Raw genomic sequence first — 15070 nt, forward strand, 5'->3', positions numbered from 1 at the left:
GGCGGGCCAATCAACGGACGGGTGAATGCCAGATGATTTCGCTTCGCTTTGATGCCCTACGTCGTGCAGATCTAAGCATCGAAATATCCGTCGATACGGTGCCCGACAGACTTCGGCCCAATCTCTCGGAATTGAGGAGAGCGCGCGCGGGTGGCTATATTTCACAATCTGACGTCGTCGAGTTTGCATTGCGTCAATATGGATCGACGAATCAACCATCGAATTTAGACCAAATAGCTCTCTTGCTATCCGACGAGGTCAATCGCGTAGATGAACTCTTGTTCGACGGCGAAACGTCAGACAATGCAGCTGATGAGTCCAAAAAGACTCGACGCGCTTGGCTCGACCGCCGCACAAGCAGTGGGCGGATCCGTGACCCAACTGTCGAACTTTGACGATTGGGGAAATTAGTCCTTCGAAACCATCGGTTGGAGTTCTGTCGAGAACTTCACAGGCCAAAGAAGCGATCCTGGCTACTCGTTGAACAACTTCTTTGCTCGCACATACGACCCATCAACTGGATCATGGATGTCGCAAGACTCCTGGCGAGGCATGATCACGCAGCCTCAAACGGTGGCTCGCTATGCGTACGTCATAAATAGCCCAACGACCATGATCGACCACCTCGGTAACGAGCCCTACAGGCCGAGTCAGTACACCAACTCAAAACCCGGAAAGGTGAAAGGAGGGCCACCCCCGAAAACGGCTCCTGCAACCCCCGAACCAATCGCCGGTCAGATGAAGCCAACGGCTCCCGGGTCCCCAACCTGCAAGACAAACCAGCCGTGCTCGCAGCTAGACCTCATGGTCGACTGGCACCTCGTCAACTCGTTCTGGAGCCGAATATCGGCGATCAAACAAAATCCACTTATCGTTATCGGCGGGGGCCTTGCCATCCTCCTAGCCTTACTGGAAGTTGCACTCGTTGCACTCGCCGCATTCTTGATAGTCGCCGCCATCGTCTATGCAATTCAGCAGCTGATCGCATGGATTCGGGACATCAGCCGTGACATCCCGATCCACGACAAACCAATACCTACCCCAGGACCCAGCCCGGTTCCCGCACCCAGCGGCGGAGGCGGACAGCCTCCGAAAATCCCTGGTCCTCCAGCACCGGTCCTGCCGGGCGATCCCGAGGACGACGGAGGTGATATTCCCAATAAGGGAGACCTGAAAAGGGTTAACGATAAGGACTTCGAGCGCGTCATGGACGAGACTGCCCATGCGTTTAAGGATGATTTGATGGGTAAGGGAAGCAACTCGAGATTCGATATATATCAAAATGGGAAGTGGATCTATCTCGTGGAGAAGAGCACCGGAAGGGTCATTCCCACCTACACGCATTGGCTGGGATAGAAAAATGACATTGGATGCGCTGCAAGAGACCGTTGACGGTTGGCAAGACGTCTACCTCACAGTTCTGAATGACACTCTTACGCGGCCAGAGTTGGCGTCCGCGTTGCAGATGATCCCAGATGTGTCGGTCGAGGTTGGGGAGCCCACCAACAGCAAGGGGCCTCGTAAGGTCGAGGCGTTCACGAGCTGGATTGTTCACGCGAAGTCCAATCGAAATCAGATGGTCGACCTCCAGTTGGCGATGCTGTGGACAGTCGTGGGTCACCTTGCGCCTGCGATTGCCGCTCTTCCGGGTGAGACTCGGTGCTATTTGAACGTTCACCACATTATGAACGGAGGAGAGTTTCAGGGCCACGGCATCAATCTCTCATCCGAATGGATCGGCTTTCTTGCCCAGGTGCACGGAGAGTTTGACGTCGACCAGTACGTCGTCGAGGCGGAACGATTCCGGATGAAATACGTCGTTCCAGGACGCTTGGGAGATCGTTCGACGACAGGTCCGAATCTCGGGTGACGTTTACGACATCGGGTCGGGCAGGCGGTTCTTTCGTGCCAAAACAGAAGGTGAGTTCTGAGATATTGGATTTGAACTATATGGAACTTCGAGATTGGGCTGCAGTTGTCGTCGACGTTGTCGCCATTACTTGCGGCGTTCTGCTTGTGCGGCATCGTAGGTCCGCTGCGAAATTCAACGAAGAGGCGATTCGCAGCCGCGGTGGAAGGCTGAATACCAAAGTCGCGGACAGTTCAACACCGTCAATGGCAGGTTTTGCCGGCGTCGTTCTCGTGGAAATCGTTGTGGCTCCTGCGCTTCCGGGTGGCGCCCGCTTGTTCGGTCTTCGGGCGGACGTATCGACACGATTCGGATCGCGGCCGAAGTCCGTGGGGCTGTACTGATGGGGGAATCAAGGCGGAGAACGCTGCGCCGACCGTACTTGCGGTCGATGATGCTTGTCGGCACTATTCTCGGCACCGTCGCGGCAATCGGTTTCCAGTTCATTTATGTTCCGATCGCGACCGGAGTGGACCTCACCGTGGCGTTCGTCTGGGGAATCTTCTTTCTCGTATTCGAAGTGCCTGTCGGGGTAGTTATGGGGGCTTGCATCGCCGCAGTGGTCGTCGGGGTAGATGCTGTTCTCCCGGCGAAGACGCAGGCCCACTTCCGTGCCGTCGCTGCGGGAGTGGTTTCCTCAGTGACGTTCACGGTCGTCATCTGCGCGATCGAACTCATCGTTCCGGGGCCGGATGGATTCACGCTTGCCTTCTATGCATCCGTGGCGGCCACTCTCGGTGCCGTCTTCGGAATCTTTGCGTGGCAGTACTTTCGGAAGTCCGGTGAGCCGGGCTCGTGCTCGCAGGAACGGGCACAGAACTGATGAGCACACCATCCCAAACGAAGCCCACGAACGTTCTTGCCGTCGTCGCATTGAGTGTGGCTCGGTAGCGTTCTGTCTCGGCCTGACTGCGACGGGCATCCTTTTACTGTGTCGGTTACGACGTCTGTCCTGAATGGATTGCCACGACTCCCAGATTCTTCTAGACCTGACCCTTCACCAGTAATGGAGACGAGTGATGATTACCGATAGGCATGCTGAACTCCTTAGACAGTTGCAAGTTGCGGACCATCCCACCTGGGGTGAGAGGGTACTACTTACGGCTTTGGCTGACTTGGCCCTCAGCCTTGCGGACCGTGAAACATTCGGCATCGTCGATGCTTGGGCCGACGCGGATGATGCAGTTCGTTTTGTCTATCGTCCCTCTTGGGGCGACGATACCTCGGTTGGCCTCTTACGAGTTCGTCGAGATGCCCCGCTGCCGTACTACCTATACGAGGACGAAGACACACAAACTCCCGAAGAATACGGGGAGAATATTGCGCTGCTTGATCTTGGGCCGCCACTCGGTCGCACTCGAACTCGTCTGGTCTTCGATGACGAGGGCATCGGTTGGTGGGGCGATGGGTATACAGACCCTCTCGAATAACCCCAGGTACCTGCACTTTCCTGAGCGCACACTATCAAAAGGAAAGTGCGCTCGTAGGGTGGCGGCACAATGCACGAAGGTTGAGAAAAGGGCGGCAGACGAAGCGGTCGTTCTTCAGATTCGATCCCCGGAAGGAATGAATAATGCGCTTCAGCGGGTCTTCGGGTCGAGAGGGCCCGATGAGTTGCTTCGCCCGTGGCAGGTGAATCCTGTACTCGTCGCAGATGGGTCCGGCATCGAATTCTGGAACGCGGGGAAGGCTCGAGTTCAGATCGGGTGGGACTTCATCGAGCGTATTGAGATCGGAGTGGCGAGTGAGCTTGGGCGACGACGCCCCGGCCTCCTTCCTTCGAGTGATCGTCAATCCGACGGTGAAGCAGAAGCGGCAGCTGAGAAATGATGATGCTGAGGCGTGTGTGCTCGTCGCCCACCGACATCCGTCGACAGAAGAGGTTGTGGACTTCCTCGGCGCCTCGGCTCCCCGGCGTGTTCTCGGTGAACCGCTTCCAATGTACTTCTCGATCGTCGCAGATGGGGCAGGTCTTCGCCTGCTCTCGCCTCGGGATGGCGGCTCGCCCCATCTGACAGTGCCGTGGGCAGAAGTCGTAGGTATCGCTCGAGGCTCCGTCGCCATTCGCGGCGGCACCGTCGCGGCGCTGAACGTCATCGGGGAGCGGGCGTCGCGGAGCTACGAACTTTAGCTGGTGATCGGCAGCCGTCACGGCTGGGGAACCTACCCGCTTGGTACTCGCGGCGTCGACGACCTCGTCGACACCTTAAGAGTGCTGCAGTCGACGCGGGATTGAGCTCTTTGCCGCCTCACCGCGTGCACTATCGTCGAGATGTTGGGGGAAATGATCGGCAGGGGTCACCTCAATGCTCTCAACGTCTGGTTCGCTGACGCCGTTCTGGCATGGTCCGCACCTCCTGCTGTTAGCGGTGACGGTCGCAGCATGACCGAGTCCCCTCCACGTCGGCTGCGTGTGGCGTTGATCTCCTTCATGACCGCAGCGAGCGGTGCCGGCTTGCTGATCTGGGCCATGATCGGCACGGCCTACGACAGCGGTGCGACCTACATCAATCTTTATCTCGGCTTTGCCTACTTGTTGTTCCTCCCGTCGTTGTTCGCGGGAATGGTCGCAGCTCTGGGAGCCACCGCTGCCATGAATAGGACTTCTCGCTGCGGGTGGGTTTCAGAGACGGTGCGCGCGGGCCTCGGCGCGTTCGTCGCCTACACGGCGATCTCCCTTGCTGTGATGTGGGGTCTGACCCAAGGACTCTTTCCGGCGTGGATCACGCTGGTGTCGGCCTTCGTTCTCGGATCGGTCGCGAGCGCCATCGTCTACGTGTGGCGACGCAACGAAGGGAAACAGTTCGATGGGGCTCCGAACGGAAACGCACCTGTGCCCGATGGTGGTCTGGACTCGTGAGCGCATCCGTCAGTATGCCGCATCGGGTCAAGGGAGTCGTGACCGGGTGGGGTACGACGTTGCATCAGCGCAGGGGCGAGACCGACGGCGGACGAATCACGAATTCCTCATGTGGGACAGAAGCGTCCCGATGATCGCCGTCTTCGCACTCATTTTCACTGTGCCATCCATGGACGCCCTCGTCTGGCTCATCCTGCTTGTCGCGAGCCCGGACGTTCTCCGGCAGAAGTGGATCTACATCGCATCGCTTCGGGTGGGTCTCATTTGCGGCGTGGCCGTAGCAATTTGCATCTACTCGCCAGGATGGTCCCTCGTGCTCGGATCTGAGGCCGACGAGTGGCGAGGCTTCTATGGCTACATTCTCGCGTTCAACGCGATCGGCGGCACCGCGGTCACGCTCGGAGCATGGGCGGTGTCGACTCTTCTCGGACGGCCAGCTCGCGTTCCCGGAGGGCCGCCCAACCTGGTGAATCGTATTACAGGGTGGATTGAGGACCCGCCGTGGATTCCACGACGAAACGCCGACGGCGGCGCAGTTCATCCTGTTGAAGAACAACGCCACGCCGCCCACACAACTGCCGCGCCCTACAGCGTCGGGTAGTCCGTGTACCCGACCGGTCCGGCTCCGTAGAACGTCTTCGCGTCGGGCTCGTTGAGCTCCGCCTCGTCACGCCAGCGGCGCACCAGGTCGGGGTTCGCTAGCAGCGCGCGGCCCACGACGACCGCGTCGGCGAGTCCGTCGTTCACCAGGCCGCGGGCCTCCTCGCGGGTGGTCGGAGTCGTGAATCCGTTGTTCAGAATAACCGAGCCGCCGAAGCGTCCGCGCAGGTCCTGCACCAGCGACGACGCAGGAGAAGGGTGCAGGATGCTCAGGTACGCGAGGCCGAGCGGCGCGATCGCGTCGACGAGCGCCTCGTAGGTGAGGCGGGTCTCCTCGGCGTCCTTCTCGAAGACGTCCTGGATGTTGCGCTCGGGTGAGATGCGCACGCCCACCCGGTCGGCTCCGATCTCGCGGGCGACGGCGGCGATGACCTGGGCGCCGAAACGGGCGCGATTCTCGGGGGAGCCGCCGTACGCATCCGTTCGGGTGTTGCTCGTGGGCGACAGGAACTGGTGCAGCAGGTACCCGTTGGCGGAGTGCACCTCGACGCCGTCGAGCCCGGCCTCGACGGCACGGCGGGCCGCGGCCACGTGCTCCTCGATGATGCGCTGCAGCTCGTCCGGGGTGGCGGCGGTGGGCACGGGGTAGGGGAACGCGCCGTCGGGGGTGCGCACCTCGCCCTCGATGGCGGTCGCGCTGGGCGCGTAGATCGTGAGCCCGCTGTTGATGAGCGGATGCGTGACCCGGCCCGCGTGCATCAGCTGCATCACGATCAGGCCGTCTTCATCGTGCACGGCGGCGGCGACGCGACCCCAGCCCTCTGCCTGCTCCTCGGTCTCGATGCCCGGCTGGCCGGGGTAGGCCTGGGCGCCGGCCGACGTGAACGTTCCCTCGGTGATCAGCAGTCCGGCTGTGGCGCGCTGCGCGTAGTGCAGGGCGATGAGCTCGCCGGGAACGCCGTGCTCCTCGGCACGCAGGCGCGTGAGCGGTGCCATGACGACGCGGTTGTCGAGGTCGAGCGAGCCGAGCGAGACGGGGGAGAAGAGCTGCACGAGATGCTTCTTTCGGTCGAGAACGTGTGAATCCGAGGCTAGAGCGCCTCTCTGGCAAACACGTCTGTGTGACGAATTCATTCCGCATGACCAGAAAGGGGGCCCGTGTTCGCACGGATGTGCAAACACGGGCCCCTCAGTCAGCGGCGGTCGACGCTAGTCGCGCGTCAACGCCTGCGCCCTGCGCCGATACATCACGAACAGGATGCCTCCGGCCAGCAGCACAGACGCGGCCAGCGCCCAGCCGGTCACCTGCAGGCCGGTGGCCGCCAGGTCGCCGGATGTCGCATCCCGGGTCGAGCCGGAGCCCGCCGGCACCGAGGTGCCGCCGTCGCCCGAGCCCGAGCCCGAACCGGTGCCCGGAGTTCCGGGGTCTGTACCGGGCGTCCCGGGGTCGGTGCCCGGATCGGTCGGGGTGACCGGAGCATCCGGATCGAGCACCTCGAAGGCGGCGGCGAGCGTACGCGCCGAGCCGTAGCCCGTGGCGGTGTACTCGTGGGCGCCGAACTCGGCATTCGCGGGAACCACCGTCTCGAACGTGACCGTTCCGTCGGCGCTCACGAGCTGGCCGAGGGCGACCGGCTCGGAGTGGAACACGAAGTCGACCGCTTCGCCGGCGCGGAAGCCCGCTCCGGTGACGACGACCGGGGTGCCGGGAACCGCGGAGGCCGGCGTGACCGTGAGCGTTCCGGTGCCCGAGAGGGCCTCGGCGCACGCGTCGCCCTGCGTTCCGACGGGCGGCACCGAGTCGGCGGGGAGGCCCGCCGAGGTGACCACGCCATCGTCCTCACGAACGATGATCTTGCCGAACGAGTCGCCGATCGTGACGCCCTGCTGCGTGTTCGTCACGTTCGTGATGAACGAGGTCGTGGCGCTGCGGCTGGCGGCCGAATCGCCCTGCACGGGAACGCTGACGACCTTGCACTGCTCGCCGGGCGCGAAGTCGACCTTCTGCATGGTCGGCAGCACCTGGTTGGCGGCGCGCACTCCGATCGCGGAGACGTAGACCGACGAGGCCTCCTCTGCGGCGCGGGACAGAACGACGGGCAGGTCGACCGAGCCGACACCCGCACCCTCTTCCACCTTCACGTCGGGGATGGATGCGACGGGTCGGGTCGACAGCTCGGGCGTGCCGACCGTGGCCGCATCCTGCAGCGTGAGGTCGGAGAGCAGAACGCCGCCGGTCTCCCGGGGCGCCGTGAAGCGCACCTGGCGGATGTCGGCGAGGTCTGCGCCCACGAACGACTCCACGGGGATCGCGATCTGCTGCAGCAGCACCTTGCGCAGCGGGTCGGTCGACCCCGGCAGCACGGTGAGCGCGTCGCCGAACTGCGAGGCGGTGACCGATGCGGATCCGCCGGATCCGTCGACGATCGTCACCGTGAGCTCGGTGCTTCCCGCCACCGGAACGGAGTCGTCGGGCGAGACGCGGAACGACAGGCTCTCGTGCGTCGAGAAGTCCGCAGCGTCAGTCGGAACGACGACCCGCAGCTCACCCGCGGCGGCGGTGTTCGATGCCGGCGCCGTGTAGGTGAAGTGCATCGACGGCGTCGACGGCACGGATGTGGCCCGACCGTTTCCGTACGGCGCACTCAGGAAGCCGTAGTCCGGGGCCTGCGCGAATCCGAGTTTCGTCACGCAGTAGGGCAGCGTGGCCGGCACCTCGAGCGGGCTCATGCTCTCGCAGGTCGCGTAGGTTCCCGCTCCGACGACCTGAACCGTGGTGTCGGTCGTGTCGAAGTTCGTGATGTCGACGCGGTTGGATGCGGGAAGGGTCGCCGAGACGCGGACGTCGGCACGACCGGCCGAGGTGGGCTTCGCGTCGGATCCGTCGAACATCGGCAGGAACTGCTGCTCGTCGCCGAGGGTGAGGCGGAAGAATCCGGCGATGTAGGCGTTTCCGGCCGCGTACTGCTCGTCGGCGTTCAGCCGCGTCGGGGCGCTCGCCCCACACGTGGGATCGGTCTGGTTGCGGTCCATGGCCGACCAGTCGTCGCTGGTGGCGACGGGGTACTTGCCCGGCGTCCACGCCGTGTTGAAGTAGTTGTGGTTCGTTCCCATGATCAGAACAGAGGAGCGGAGCACGTCGTCGTCGTAGGCGTGGCGTGAGTCGTCGATGTACTTCTGGCCCATCTGGTCTTCGACGTCGCCGTCGCAGTAGGGCAGAACGACGGCGGTCGTGACGCCGGGAACCGTCATGCGCGTGTAGTCGGTCGGCGCGAGCGGAAGGACGCTCGTGATGCCGAACGGCTCGCCCTGCTCGGCGTTCAGCAGCGCGGCGCGCATCACGCCCTCGCCTCCGCGCGAGTGGCCCATGAGACCCACGTTGTCGAGGTCGAGCTTCCCGGTCAGCGACGCGCTGAGACCCACCGCGGTTCCGGCGTTGGCCTGGCGCAGCAGCGACAGGTGGTCCATCACGAGCTGGGCGCGGGCGGCCGCGCCGGTGTCGTCGGCGAGCGAGCCGTCGAGCGCGTTGATGGCGTTGGCCGAGATCGAGATCACGGCATAACCCTGGGAGGCCAGCATGGTGGCGGCGTCGTTGTAGCCGAGGTAGCTCTCGACGTCGACCTGGCCGGCGTAGCCCGTTGCCGGGTCGGCGGGGTAGCACGGCCAGGCGCGGGCGACCGCCCCCTGCGGAATCGCGCCGGCGCACGAGGTGTGCCGACCGTGCAGGAAGATGACGACGGGGCGCTCGCCCGTGGCGCCGACAGGCATGAACACGGCCGCGCGGATCTCGCCCTTGCGGTTGAAGTCGCGCAGGTCGACGGCCTCGTCGCCGAGGTTGTAGTCGTCGCGCTCCACGGCGTAGGGTCCGGATGCCGTGGGGTCGGCATCGAGCACGGGTGCGACCGTCGGGGCGACCAGGCTGTTGACCTGGCGGGATGCGGCGCCCGAGCGGTCTGCGGCCGAGTCGTCGGCGGCGGGGTCGCCCGATCCGGACCAGCCCTGACTGACCGAGGTGGCCGCCAGCACGCTGTCGTCGGCGGTCGTGACCGTGAGGGTCAGGCCGTCGAGCGAGGTGGTGGCCATGCCGAGTTCGACGCCGTCGGCCCAGAGGGTCGGGTAGTCGCTGCGGATCTCGATGGGCTCGGCGAGGGTCTTGGTGACCTCGTAGCCGCCGGGAACCTCGGTGATGGTCCAGTCGTCACCGCTGATGGCGACAGGGGCGACGTCCTGCGTCACTCCGGCCGCGAATGCGGGAACGCTGGCGAAGGCGGGTGTTGCTGCGATGAAGAACGCCGTGGCTATGGCCACGGCTCTCCACGGGCGCGCTGAGATGGACAAGCTGCTCCTGAGGTGAGAGGGGTCGGGTGACCCTCCTCACGCTCCGATGCGCAGTTCCCCCGGTGCGGAGCGAGCAATCGGCCCGCCGGTGGGTCGACCACACACTATCCGGCAGATTCACAGCAAAAAGCGCGTGAAATCAGATCGAAACACGAAGTTAACGAGAGGCTCGATCAGGGAGCGCCCCCGAGGTCAGAGACGGGGGCCGTCGCCCTCGAGCACCTCGGGGTCTTCGTCGTCGTCGACCTCGACACGCTCGTCCGGATCGATGGTCGTCGGCACGTCGAGCTCGTCGACCTCGAGGTCGACCTCCCGCTCGTCATCGGGGTCGGGCTCGAACAGGGGATCAGTCGTGCTGCTCACGGTGAGCTCCTCTCGTCGGTGCTTCCATCCTGCGCGCGCCGCCCCGAACCTCGCAAGAGGGCCGAACTGCGAGTGTGCAAGGCTGGATGCATCGATCGGCCGACTCGGAGAAGGAGACCAGACATGTATGACCCGCTCACATGGATTCTCATCGGACTCGTCGCGGTAGTCGTGATCGCGATCGTGGTGCTCGCGTCGATCCGCGTTTCGCGGCGTCGTCGCCTCGCGAGAGAACTGGGCGAGAGCGAGACGCTCGGGGAGTCGGAGCCCGACACCAGCGTGATCGGCGATCGCAGCGACATCCTGCACCGCGCCAGGCGTCGATTCTGATCGCACGCCAGCGAACGCGGGAGTTCGCGTCGAGCGCGCCGGTGAAACCACCGCGCAGGGCGCGAAGTACCGCGCTCGACACTCGACGACGCCGAGAGTCGGTCAGGTGACGTCGCGGCGCCAGCTCGTGAACCAGCCGAGCACGCTCACCAGAACGGCGATGCCGAGAAGCACGAGGCCTCCTTGCCACCACTCGAGCATCAGAGGATCGGCCCCGGCCAGCTGGTATGCGCTCTGCCCCACGAGCGCGTCGCTTGCGGCGCCGGGAAGGAAGCGGCCGACCTGAGCGGTCCAGTCGGTGATGCCCGAGGCCAGGCGCAGAAGCGGCTCGACGAACTGGGTGAACGCCAGCACGATCACGATGGCGGCGACCTGGCTGGGCACGAGCACGCCGAGGGCGACGCCGATGGTGGACCAGAGTGCCATGGCGATGATCGAGCGGCCGATCAGCTGCCAGGTCGCCGGATCGGCGAGCAGCGGATCGATGCCGAAGATCGCCAGCACGGCTCCGCCCGCTCCGACCGACGCGACGAGCGCGAGCACGCCGTAGAGAGCGCCGGCGCCGGTGAGAGCAAGCAGCTTGGCGACGAGAACCCTGCCCCGACGCGGGGTGGCGAGGAAGGTCGGTGTGAGCGTCTGGTGCCGGAACTCGTTCGTGGTGGCCAGCGCCCCGAGCAGAACGGCGAACACATAGCCGAGCGACGGCCCGAAGCTGTAGACGAGCCGCACGAGCGCGTCGTTGGCCAGGGGTGTGCTCGTGGGAGTTCCGAGCGAGCCGAACAGCGCCGCGAGTCCGCCCGCGCACACGGCGATGTAGGCGACCATGATGATGGCGAGGATCCACCACAGGCGAGTGGACGTGATCTTGGTGACCTCCGAGCTGAGGGCTCCGCCGAAACTGCTCACAGCGCGCCCTCCTCTCCGACGAGGTGCAGGAAGCTCTCTTCGAGACCCACCCGCTTCTGCGACAGGGCCGTCACGGCGATGCCTGCGGCGAAGGCGATGCGCCCCACCTCGGCGGCCTCCGCGTCGGCCACGAGAACGCCGCCGCGCAGCGGGCTCACGGTGTAGCCGGCCGCCTCGAGTGCCGCGGCCAGGACCTGGCGATCCGTCGCATCCACGATGACCTGCTTCTGCTCGCTCTGATCGAGGCTGGCGAGCGAACCCCGGTGGATGAGCTTGCCGTGCGACACGATGACGACCTCGTCGACGCTCTGCTGCACCTCGCTGAGCAGGTGCGACGAGATGAGCACGGTGCGCCCCTCGTCGGCGAGTTCGCGAAGGAGCAGGCGGATCCACTTGATGCCCTCTGGATCGAGGCCGTTGATGGGCTCGTCGAGTACGAGAACGCGGGGGTCGCCGAGCAGCGCGAACGCGAGCCCGAGTCGCTGACGCATGCCGAGCGAGTAGCCGCCGACGCGGCGATCGCCGTAGGCGCCGAGGCCTACCCTGTGCAGAACGAGCTGCACGCGCTCGCGGTCGATTCCCGCGGCCTGGGCGTAGGTGCGCAGGTGATTCGCGGCGCTGCGCCCGGGATGGAAGCTGGCCGCCTCGAGTGCGGAACCGACGGTGGCCAGGGGCGACGGCAGGTCGCGGTACGCGGTTCCGCCGAAGGTCGCAGAGCCCGACGTCGGCCGCACGAGACCCAGCAGCATGCGCAGGGTCGTGGTCTTGCCCGCGCCGTTCGGGCCGAGGAAACCGGTGACCTGCCCCGGCTCGACCGTGAACGACAGATCGGAGACCGCCTGCACCTGCCCGAAGGTCTTCGTGAGGCTGGTGAACTCGATCGTCACGCCCGTGGTCATAGTCGGACTTCTGCGCGCGGGCGTGGATCGAATAGTCGAGGCATCGACACCACCCTATTCGGGTGCGCGTGAGAAGTCACCGGTAATAGAGTGTGCATCCAGAGGCTTGTCGAACGAGAAGGTGCACGCGATGGTGGATGCGACGGGTTCCGTTGTGGTGATCGGCGACGCTCTCATAGACGAGTTCCGCACGCCCGAGGGCTCCGAGGATTTCGTCGGCGGCGCGGCCCTGAACGTGGCCGTCGGACTGGCCCGTCTGGGCGTCGCGACAACGCTCGTGGCGATGGTCGGAGACGACTCCGACGGCGAGAAGATCCGTACCTTCCTGAGCGAGTACGGCGTCGAACTCATCGCCACGCCGAGCCCACGCGGCACGGCCCGCGCCATCTCGGACCGAACAGACGGGGAGCCCCGCTACAGCTTCAACGAGGCATCGGTCGAGCGCTTCATCGAGTTCGACGGCCGGGTGCGCCTCGCGATCGATGCGGCGCCGTTCGTGGTCGTGAGCTGCCTGCGCTTCGACTCGGCCGAGCAGGTCGAGCTGCTCTTCAGCGCCGTCTCGGATCCGCAGACCCGGCTGCTGATCGACCCCAATCCGCGAGAGGGCATGCTGCACTCCGCCCACGACTTCGTGGCCAATTTCGAGCGCGTCGCGTCGACGGCCCTGCTCGTGAAGGTCGGCGACGAAGACGCGGCGCTGCTCTACAACGCGTCGCTTCCGATGCTCACAGAGGGGCTCATGGCGACCGGCTCGCAGACGGTGCTGTCGACGGCGGGGCGCGACGGCGCATCCATCGCCACCGCGTCGGGAATCCTGGTGCACCAGCCCATCACGCTGATGTCGGAGCCGGTGGTCGACACGATGGGCGCAGGCGACTCCACCCTGGCGAGCGTCGCGGCCAGTCTCGTCGAGGCGCGCGCTCAGGGCGGGCTGCCCGAGACCGTCGACGAGTGGCAGGCGGTTCTCGAGCGCGCCATGGCCGTGGCGGCCGCGACCTGCCGCACGAAAGGCGCGCTGCTGCAGCTGCCTCCGTCTGCAACGCTCCCGGTGTAGCCGTGTCGACGCCGCTCGACGAGCTCGAGGCCGACGAGCCCGACGCGCATCCGGATGCCGTGCGCCAGCGCATCGGCGTCGTGCGCCTGGTCGACCGTGCCTTCTTCGTGTTCGGCACCGTGGCGACCGGATGGCTCGGCTACCTGCTCGTGACCGAGTCGTTCACCCGCGGCTGGCAGAACCTCTGGTTCATCGTGATCTTCTGGGCCGTGCTGGCCTACCTGCTGCTGCCGCGCATCCACACCCTGCTCACCGTGATCTACGTGCCCGACTACTTCATCGGCCGGGCCCGCACCCGCGAGGGCCTGCTCGGCGACCCCGTGAACCTGTCGCTGTTCGGCAGCGCCGAGCAGGTGCACGCCGCGATGGAGGCGGCCGGCTGGACGCGCGCCGACGAGGTGAGCCTGACCTCCGGCTGGCGCATCGTGATGTCGACGATCATGCGCCGCAGCTACTCGGATGCGCCGGTGAGCCCGCTCTACCTGTTCGGCAACATCCAGGACTTCACCTACCAGCAGGAGGTCGCGGGCAATCCTGCGCAGCGGCACCACGTGCGCTTCTGGCGGGCACCGGAGGGCTGGCTGCTGCCAGGTGGAATCCCGACGCAGTGGCTGGCGGCCGGCACCTACGACCGCAGTGTGGGCCTGTCTCTGTTCACCCTGCAGGTCACGCACAAGATCGACGCCGACACCGACGTGGAACGCGACCACATCGTGTCGACCGTCACGGCGGCCAACCCTGCCGCGGTCGTGACCGTCATCCGCAATTTCTCGACCGGGTACCACGCCGTGAACGGCGGGGGCGACGCCATCGCGACGGATGGCGACCTTCCGCAGATCGACCTGCGGGCGCTGCCCGTCACGCCGGCGGGGGCCGCGTCGTGAAGCGGCCCATCTCGATCTATCTCGGCGTGCTGATGATCCTGCTGCGCACGGTGACGACCGTGGTCACGGCCGTGAACATCGCCCTCGACTGGAAGCAGGTCGACATCTCGCTCGACGCGGGCACCAGCGCCGACATGGCCGCCCTGTCGGGAGCCCTGCTCGTGGCTCTGATGATCTTCTTCGGCGTGGCCGTGGTCATCGACCTGTCGGTCGCGGCACTGATCTTCAGGGGGAGCAACCGCGCCCGGTTCGTGGCGATGATCCTGGCCACCGTGCTCGTGCTGGGCTCGGCCGTCGACTTCTTCGCAGACGGCACGTCGTTCACGCTCGAGAACGGAGGCCTCGTGGGCCTCTCGCTCGACATCCTCGTTCTGGTCGCCCTCTCCGATTCGGATGCGCGCGACTTCACGACCGGCAACTCCAACACGCGCAGCGACGCCCGACGCGCCAGACGAACGCTGCGTCGACGAACGGCGAAACGAGCGGCAAAACAGGTAGTCGCTACTCACGCGGCCGCGCCCTCCCCGGGAGATTCTTGACTCATGAACACGATGTACGAGCAGATCGGCGGCCACGAGACACTCCGGGTGGTGGTGGCCGTCTTCTACAAACGGGTGCTGCGTGACCCGCTGCTCGCGCCGCTGTTCGAGGGGTACGACCTCGACAGGCTTCGCGCCCACCAGGCGGCTTTTCTCGCCACGGTGCTCGATGGCCCGGATGTCTTCACCGGCCGCTCGCTGAACGTCGCGCACGCGGGCCTCGGCATCACCGACGCCGCATTCGACGCGCTGATCGCCATCCTGGCCGAGTCGCTCTCCGATGCGGGAGTCGACGCGGAGGCGGCCTCGCGCCTCACGGACTCCGCCGCCTCCTTCCGCGGCGCCATCGTGGGCGCCTGAGGTCTGCGTCGCCTCCGGCCTGGGTAGT

The 15070-nt window shown here is 65.3% G+C and carries 18 protein-coding genes; 13 read left to right on the top strand and 5 right to left on the bottom strand.

Going from position 1 to position 15070, the window contains the following annotated elements:
- The first annotated feature begins 423 nt into the window (after positions 1-423).
- The 8 genes from QCD70_RS06180 (at position 424) to QCD70_RS06215 (ending at position 5370) form a co-directional block, all read left to right on the top strand.
- Positions 424-1356 carry an RHS repeat-associated core domain-containing protein gene (locus QCD70_RS06180; RefSeq protein WP_301214756.1) on the top strand — a complete coding sequence of 311 codons (933 nt, stop codon included), beginning with the start codon at positions 424-426 and terminating at the stop codon, positions 1354-1356.
- Positions 1357-1360: 4 nt separating this feature from the next.
- Complete coding sequence (locus QCD70_RS06185) at positions 1361-1870, top strand: DUF4279 domain-containing protein (RefSeq protein WP_301214276.1); 510 nt, start codon at positions 1361-1363, stop codon at positions 1868-1870.
- Positions 1871-1905: 35 nt separating this feature from the next.
- A complete protein-coding gene (locus QCD70_RS06190; protein WP_301214277.1) occupies positions 1906-2253 on the top strand; it encodes a hypothetical protein in 348 nt (115 codons plus the stop codon).
- A 47-nt stretch (positions 2254-2300) separates the two neighbouring features.
- A complete protein-coding gene (locus QCD70_RS06195) occupies positions 2301-2732 on the top strand; it encodes a hypothetical protein (RefSeq protein WP_301214278.1) in 432 nt (143 codons plus the stop codon).
- Positions 2733-2925: 193 nt separating this feature from the next.
- Positions 2926-3339, top strand: coding sequence for a hypothetical protein (locus QCD70_RS06200; protein WP_301214279.1), 414 nt, complete (start codon positions 2926-2928; stop codon positions 3337-3339).
- 320 nt (positions 3340-3659) lie between these two features.
- On the top strand, positions 3660-4040 hold the full coding sequence (locus tag QCD70_RS06205) for a hypothetical protein (protein ID WP_301214280.1): 381 nt from the start codon (positions 3660-3662) through the stop codon (positions 4038-4040).
- A 252-nt stretch (positions 4041-4292) separates the two neighbouring features.
- On the top strand, positions 4293-4769 hold the full coding sequence (locus QCD70_RS06210; protein ID WP_301214281.1) for a hypothetical protein: 477 nt from the start codon (positions 4293-4295) through the stop codon (positions 4767-4769).
- A 130-nt stretch (positions 4770-4899) separates the two neighbouring features.
- Entirely contained in the window at positions 4900-5370 is a 471-nt protein-coding gene (locus QCD70_RS06215; protein WP_301214282.1) for a hypothetical protein, read from the top strand.
- Here the strand turns inward: QCD70_RS06215 and QCD70_RS06220 are convergent.
- From QCD70_RS06220 to QCD70_RS06230, 3 genes are all read right to left on the bottom strand, one after another.
- Entirely contained in the window at positions 5355-6422 is a 1068-nt protein-coding gene (locus tag QCD70_RS06220) for an alkene reductase (RefSeq protein ID WP_301214283.1), read from the bottom strand. The two genes, QCD70_RS06215 and QCD70_RS06220, sit on opposite strands and share 16 nt — an antisense overlap.
- Positions 6423-6578: 156 nt before the next feature.
- The gene (locus tag QCD70_RS06225; RefSeq protein ID WP_301214284.1) at positions 6579-9707 is read right to left on the bottom strand and encodes a hypothetical protein; all 3129 of its coding nucleotides are present in this window, start codon (positions 9705-9707) and stop codon (positions 6579-6581) included.
- A gap of 192 nt (positions 9708-9899) precedes the next feature.
- Positions 9900-10070 carry a hypothetical protein gene (locus QCD70_RS06230; RefSeq protein WP_157411989.1) on the bottom strand — a complete coding sequence of 57 codons (171 nt, stop codon included), beginning with the start codon at positions 10068-10070 and terminating at the stop codon, positions 9900-9902.
- Between the two features lie 123 nt (positions 10071-10193).
- On the opposite strand from QCD70_RS06230, the gene QCD70_RS06235 reads away from it, so the two are divergent.
- On the top strand, positions 10194-10400 hold the full coding sequence (locus tag QCD70_RS06235) for a hypothetical protein (RefSeq protein ID WP_301214285.1): 207 nt from the start codon (positions 10194-10196) through the stop codon (positions 10398-10400).
- 102 nt (positions 10401-10502) lie between these two features.
- Here QCD70_RS06235 and QCD70_RS06240 read toward each other — a convergent pair whose 3' ends face one another.
- Both QCD70_RS06240 and QCD70_RS06245 read right to left on the bottom strand, forming a co-directional pair.
- Positions 10503-11306 carry an ABC transporter permease gene (locus QCD70_RS06240; protein ID WP_301214286.1) on the bottom strand — a complete coding sequence of 268 codons (804 nt, stop codon included), beginning with the start codon at positions 11304-11306 and terminating at the stop codon, positions 10503-10505.
- Complete coding sequence (locus QCD70_RS06245) at positions 11303-12205, bottom strand: ABC transporter ATP-binding protein (protein ID WP_301214287.1); 903 nt, start codon at positions 12203-12205, stop codon at positions 11303-11305. Before QCD70_RS06245 ends, QCD70_RS06240 begins: the two co-directional genes overlap by 4 nt.
- 106 nt (positions 12206-12311) lie before the next feature.
- Here QCD70_RS06245 and QCD70_RS06250 point away from each other — a divergent pair, with 106 nt between their 5' ends.
- The 4 genes from QCD70_RS06250 to QCD70_RS06265 are packed head-to-tail and all read left to right on the top strand — an operon-like array spanning position 12312 to position 15042.
- Positions 12312-13259: a PfkB family carbohydrate kinase gene (locus QCD70_RS06250; RefSeq protein WP_301214288.1), complete on the top strand. Its 948-nt coding sequence runs from the start codon at positions 12312-12314 to the stop codon at positions 13257-13259.
- 2 nt (positions 13260-13261) lie between these two features.
- Complete coding sequence (locus QCD70_RS06255; protein WP_301214289.1) at positions 13262-14143, top strand: LssY C-terminal domain-containing protein; 882 nt, start codon at positions 13262-13264, stop codon at positions 14141-14143.
- On the top strand, positions 14140-14682 hold the full coding sequence (locus tag QCD70_RS06260; RefSeq protein WP_301214290.1) for a hypothetical protein: 543 nt from the start codon (positions 14140-14142) through the stop codon (positions 14680-14682). The genes QCD70_RS06255 and QCD70_RS06260 overlap by 4 nt, the downstream gene beginning before the upstream one ends.
- A gap of 3 nt (positions 14683-14685) precedes the next feature.
- Positions 14686-15042, top strand: coding sequence for a truncated hemoglobin (locus QCD70_RS06265; protein WP_301214291.1), 357 nt, complete (start codon positions 14686-14688; stop codon positions 15040-15042).
- Positions 15043-15070: the final 28 nt, after the last annotated feature.

The sequence above is a fragment of the Agreia sp. PsM10 genome (assembly GCF_030433855.1).
Lineage (GTDB): Bacteria > Actinomycetota > Actinomycetes > Actinomycetales > Microbacteriaceae > Agreia.

Bases quoted from the DNA above. Each gene is read 5' to 3' on its own strand.
- QCD70_RS06215 (WP_301214282.1), top strand. From the start codon at position 4,900: ATGATCGCCGTCTTCGCACTCATTTTCACTGTGCCATCCATGGACGCC.
- QCD70_RS06185 (WP_301214276.1), top strand. From the start codon at position 1,361: ATGACATTGGATGCGCTGCAAGAGACCGTTGACGGTTGGCAAGACGTC.
- QCD70_RS06235 (WP_301214285.1), top strand. From the start codon at position 10,194: ATGTATGACCCGCTCACATGGATTCTCATCGGACTCGTCGCGGTAGTC.
- QCD70_RS06210 (WP_301214281.1), top strand. From the start codon at position 4,293: ATGACCGAGTCCCCTCCACGTCGGCTGCGTGTGGCGTTGATCTCCTTC.
- QCD70_RS06265 (WP_301214291.1), top strand. From the start codon at position 14,686: ATGAACACGATGTACGAGCAGATCGGCGGCCACGAGACACTCCGGGTG.
- QCD70_RS06245 (WP_301214287.1), bottom strand. From the start codon at position 12,205: ATGACCACGGGCGTGACGATCGAGTTCACCAGCCTCACGAAGACCTTC.
- QCD70_RS06195 (WP_301214278.1), top strand. From the start codon at position 2,301: ATGATGCTTGTCGGCACTATTCTCGGCACCGTCGCGGCAATCGGTTTC.